The organism is Pseudomonas kairouanensis, assembly GCF_004682055.1.
GTDB classification, from domain to species: domain Bacteria; phylum Pseudomonadota; class Gammaproteobacteria; order Pseudomonadales; family Pseudomonadaceae; genus Aquipseudomonas; species Aquipseudomonas kairouanensis.
In genome coordinates, this window is sequence record NZ_QUZU01000093.1 from 1 (window position 1) to 4,325 (window position 4,325).

Here is a 4,325-nt window from a genome sequence, read left to right on the forward strand (position 1 = left end):
GGACGCTTGCGTCATCAACAGGCGAGATGTTCACGTCCAGGGTGCTGCTGGAGCCGGTGTTGGTGGTGTAGCCGATCTGCGGCACGTCACCGTTGAAGTCTTTGACTGGGGTGAAGGCATACGCGCCATCGGCACCGATGGTGATGCTACCAACACCCAGGATAACGGCGGTTTGACCAGCGTTGTACGTGGCGTTGTTCACGGTGAAGGTCGCAACGCTCAATACGCTATCAATGTCACTGTCATTCGTCAGCACATTGCCAGTGGCAACGTGGTCTTCCTCTGCGCTGCCATTGTCGGCAACCAGTACGCTCGCGTCGTCGACCGGAACTACATTGATGACCAAAGGAACCGACACGGCCTTAGCCTCCGCCAAGCCATCCTGCGCAGTGGCGGTCACGGTGAGGTTCACCAGCCCATTGGCATTAGGCACCGGGTTGTAGACCAGTGTGGCCTTGTCCCAGAGGCTGATGTCGACGCTTTGATTGCCAGCAGTAGCCGTGAAGGAGTGGCCCGTCGTGCCATCCGTGATGGTCGCGCCGACTGGAATACCGCTGATTTCCAGCTTGAGCGTCTCGGAACCGTCTGCATCAGTGGCGAAAGCATCGATGGTCGACAACTTGATCGCATGGTCTTCCAGGCCAGTGTTCAGCACCTGGGTCACGCTGATGTTGTCCAGCACGCCGCCAGCGCCGTTGTAGGCAGAACCGACTGGGGCTTTGAATTCGAGTTTGGCGTCACCGTCGGCCGTCACCGGCACCACGAAGGTGTAGGTCTGCATGCCAACAACAGTGGTGTCCAGGGTGCCGACTTTGACGCCGCCCCAGAACACATCGATGACCGAGTCACCTTCATTACCCGCACGCGGCGAGTAATCGACCGAGATGCTGTAAGCCGTGCCGCTTTCGGCCTTGATGATGGTGTAAAGGCTGGCGTCGTCGTACGGGGCTTTTTCCAGCTCGATGACCTGGCTGTTGCCAGGCGTGGTCACGCCGTAAACGCCGCTTTGGCCGATTTCGACCTGGCCGTCTGCGTTACCGGTCAGCCACGGGGTGGACGGGGTGGTGCCGGCCGCGTTGTTCACATCGCCAACCGCGACAGTGCTCCACGAACCGTTGAGCTGGACGTTGTCGAAGTTGATCGAGGTGACGGTACCGCCGCCGCCCAGGCTCAGGTGCGGGGTGTCGGTGACCGGCGCAATGGTGACCGCAGCGGTTGTCTCGCCGCTGGCTTTGCCGCCATTGTCGACCGCCGTGAAGGTGACCGACGTATTGCCGCTCCAATCAGCGGTGGGTGAGAAGTAGACCGAAGCCTTGCCGGCCGCATCCGCCGCTACGGAATCGCCAACCTTGAGCTCAGTGGTCAGGGTCGAATCGCTGTACAGCTTGCCGTTCTCCGGCAAGGTGGTGATGACGAACTTGGCGACGTTGCCGTCCGCATCAGCGCCACTCAGGACGATGGTGGCGGCATGGTCTTCATCGGCGCGGGCAGGTGCTGCCGATGCAGTCGGCGCATCGTTGATCAGGTCGATAGCGACCGTGCCGCTAGCGCTGCCGGTTTCTGGCGGCTCACGGTCCAGGTTACCGCCACCGATATCGGTGACGTCGATGGTCACGGTACGCGCATCGCCGCTTGGGTTGTTGCCCGGCGCCTGGAAGGTGATCGCTTCGACCACCTTGATAAAGTCAGCCGCGCTGTTGCCCGCTGGCGAATTGCTGGTCAGGGTGTAGACGATCTTGCCATCAGCGGCGCTGCCGGTTTGGGTGATGGTGATGCCCGCAACCGCCAAAGCCTTGAGCACGTCGGCGCTGCTGAGCAGGTCGCCGGAGGCCAGGTGGTCAACGGTGACCACGACCTTGCTGAAGGTGTTGTTGTCGCCGTCTTTGATGGTCAGGTTGTCGACCAGGGCCACCGGGGCGTGTTGCTCGACAAACGTGGTGCTGTTGAACTCAACAACAGGCTTGTCGTTGACCGGAACCACGTAAATCGTGGAGTTCACCGGCGCCGAGTCCGCTTGGCCATCGTTGACGGTGATGGTCAGGTTGCGGTTAACCGGGCTTGGGTCATCGCTTTCGCTGGCGAAATGCACCGAGCGCAGGACTGCCTGGTATTCAGCCTTGGTGGCTTCACCGGACAGGCTCAGGATGCCTGTAGTTTTGTCATAGCTGACGGTGATGTTGCTGTTGGTGACATCGGCGATCAGCACGTCATCGGTCAGGTGGTTGACCAGCGTGACCTTGGCGCTTTGCAGGGTCGCGTTGTCGACGTCAGTGATGGTCAGGTTCGCCGCAACGTAGCCGCCTGGCTTGCCTTCGATGTAGGTGTCGCCGAAGGCATGGGTGGAGCCGTTGCCCAGTACCGGCGCGTCGTTGACCGCCGTCACCACGATGCTGATTTTGCCGGTGGTGACTTCTTCAACACCGGTGCTCAGCTCTTTTGCCGTGGCTTTCACGGTCAGGTCGAAGCTGGCGGTCGAGTCCTTGAACGGCGTAACGCTCAGGGTTTTCAGGTTCCAGTCGCTCACGTCATACAGCGCGCTCGCGCCCGTCGAGATGATGCTATGGCCGGTGGTGCCGTCAGTGATTACGGTGCCTTCCGGCAAGCCGCTGATCTCAACCTTGTGGGATTCCGAACCGTCGGTGTCGACAAACTCGGCGGTAATCGGCGCCACCTTGATGGCGGTGTCTTCCAGGCCGTGGTTGTAGACGTTGCCGGTGTAATACCCTTCGCCATTGCTCACATGGCTATCGCCAAGCACCACACCGGCGGCTTCCAACGCTGCCGCACTGGTAAAGGTCGGCACGCCGCTGTTGCCCAGCGCTACCGACGGGCCGCTGTTGATCGACACGTTGACGTCGTAGTTGCCCGGGCCGTTCTGGTTGTAGTGATAGATGTCGAGGGTGTAGTAGCCCGATTCGCTCGGTGTGTAGGCCGAACCGTTAATACCGCTGCCGCCGCTCCAGGTTTCGCTGGCGACCAGCTTGCCGCCCACGGTGATTGCCAGGCTGTCGTCGGCCGTACCGGTGAAGGTGTAGCTCTGGCCGGCTTCGAGGTAGACCAGGCCCGACACTTTGGTCGCGGTGCCTTCGGCCACATTGCCGTTGCTCACATCACTGGTCACGCCGGTAGTGGCGGCGCTGTCAGCGGTTTTGCCGTTGATCACGTTGATCAGTGTGGTGGAACTGGTCACGCCTTGGCCGTTGGTGCCCAAGTCCGTCGGCAGGTTGCCGCCGGTCCAGGTTTGAATGGTCAAGCCGGTTGGCCGTTGGCCGATGGTCAGGACTGGCACATCCGTCACCGGGTGGATATCCACGGTGATGGTTTGCGTCGCGCTGTTTTTGCTGCCGTCGGTGGCCTGGAAATTCAGCTCGGCGTAATCGCCTTGCTTGTTGCCGACACCGGTGCCGGTGTAGCTGTTGTCACCTGACTCGTTCTCAACCGGGGTGTAACGCACGTTGTGGTTGTCGAAGTCAGCCTGGCTGAAGGTTTTGCCGGCCGAGGTATCGGTTTTCAGGTCGGCTTCGGTGAGCTTGACCCACACACCGTCGACTTTGTATTCGATGGAGCCAACAGGCAGGCTGGTAAACACCACTTTCGGGTCGGTGGATTCAGCATCATTAACGCCAAAGTTCGACCACTTCAGTTCGATTGAAGTGTCTTCATCGCCAGAGATCTGAGCATTGGTAGCCGTCGGGGCATCGTTGTACAGGTCAATACCGACGGTACCGCTGTGGCTGCCGGTCAGCGCTGGGTCGCGAGCCAGGTTACCGCCGCCGATGTCGGTGACATCGATGGTGACGGTGCGACCTGTGTCGTGAGGGTTGTTGCCCGGTGCCTGGAAGGTGATGGCGTCGATGATCTTGGTGAAGTCGGCGGCGCTGTTGCCTTTAGACGAGTCGCTGGTCAGGGTGTAGACGATCTTGCCATCAGCGGCGGTGCCGGTTTGGGTGATGGTGATACCGGCCACTTTCAGGGCATTGAGCACGTCGGTGCTGCTCAGCAGATCGCCGGCGTCCAGGTGATCAACGGTAACCACTACTTTGCTGAAGGTGGTGTTGTCGACATCGGTAATGCTCAGGTTTTTAACCAGGGCCACGGCGCTGCCGTTTTCTTCGTTAAAGGTGGTGCTGTCAAAGCTCACTACCGGCTTGTCGTTTTCTGGAACCACGTAGACGGTGGAGTTCACCGGCGCCGAGTCTGCCTGGCCATCGTTGACGGTAATGGTCAGCTTGCGGTCAATCGGGCTTGGGTCTTCGCTGGTGCTGGCGAAATGCACCGAGCGCAGCACTTCTTGGTATTCGGCCTTGGTGGCTTCACCGGACAGG

1 protein-coding gene is annotated in these 4,325 nt (G+C 60.3%); it reads right to left on the reverse strand.

The annotated features are described in order from the left end of the window. Positions 1 to 4,325: beta strand repeat-containing protein (locus tag DYL59_RS31490; protein ID WP_238340799.1), on the reverse strand; the 4,325-nt coding region annotated here is incomplete at both ends.